Annotated in this window: 1 protein-coding gene; it reads right to left on the bottom strand. The window is 41.9% G+C overall.

All coding sequences use genetic code 11. The features are described from left to right. The coding region (locus tag AB4486_RS27985; protein ID WP_372120080.1) for a GyrI-like domain-containing protein at nucleotides 1-321 on the bottom strand (321 nt) is incomplete at its 3' end. Nucleotides 322-358: the final 37 nt, after the last annotated feature.

Raw genomic sequence — 358 nt, 5'->3', positions numbered from 1 at the left:
GACCGCTTGAGGAAGTTCACCTTCAGCAGAAAACGTCAGATATTTGCCTGCTTCAATCTTGGTTTCAATAAGATTATTTAAGTCTTGATCCGTTAACGCATTAGCACACGCGATAACATCAAACTCACCCGTAAAATCAGACTCGTAATTAGTGTAGACACCGTACACTTTTGAATCCGGCGTCAGTTTGGGAAAAGCCTGATCAAAAAAGCCCTGCCACAATTGACCTATCTTCGCTTTAGTTGGGTCAACCTCATCCTGATTAGTGGTTCTTACTGAAAACCCATACGCCTTTACGGCTTCAATCGTTTCTACTTTCATTCGTTTTATCCCTAAGCCAACGATGGTTTGAGCATAT

This window comes from Vibrio sp. 10N.222.55.C6 (assembly GCF_041473395.1).
Lineage (GTDB): Bacteria > Pseudomonadota > Gammaproteobacteria > Enterobacterales > Vibrionaceae > Vibrio > Vibrio crassostreae_C.
Note: the sequence above shows the minus strand (reverse complement) of the source record. Positions and strands in the feature narration are given on the sequence as shown.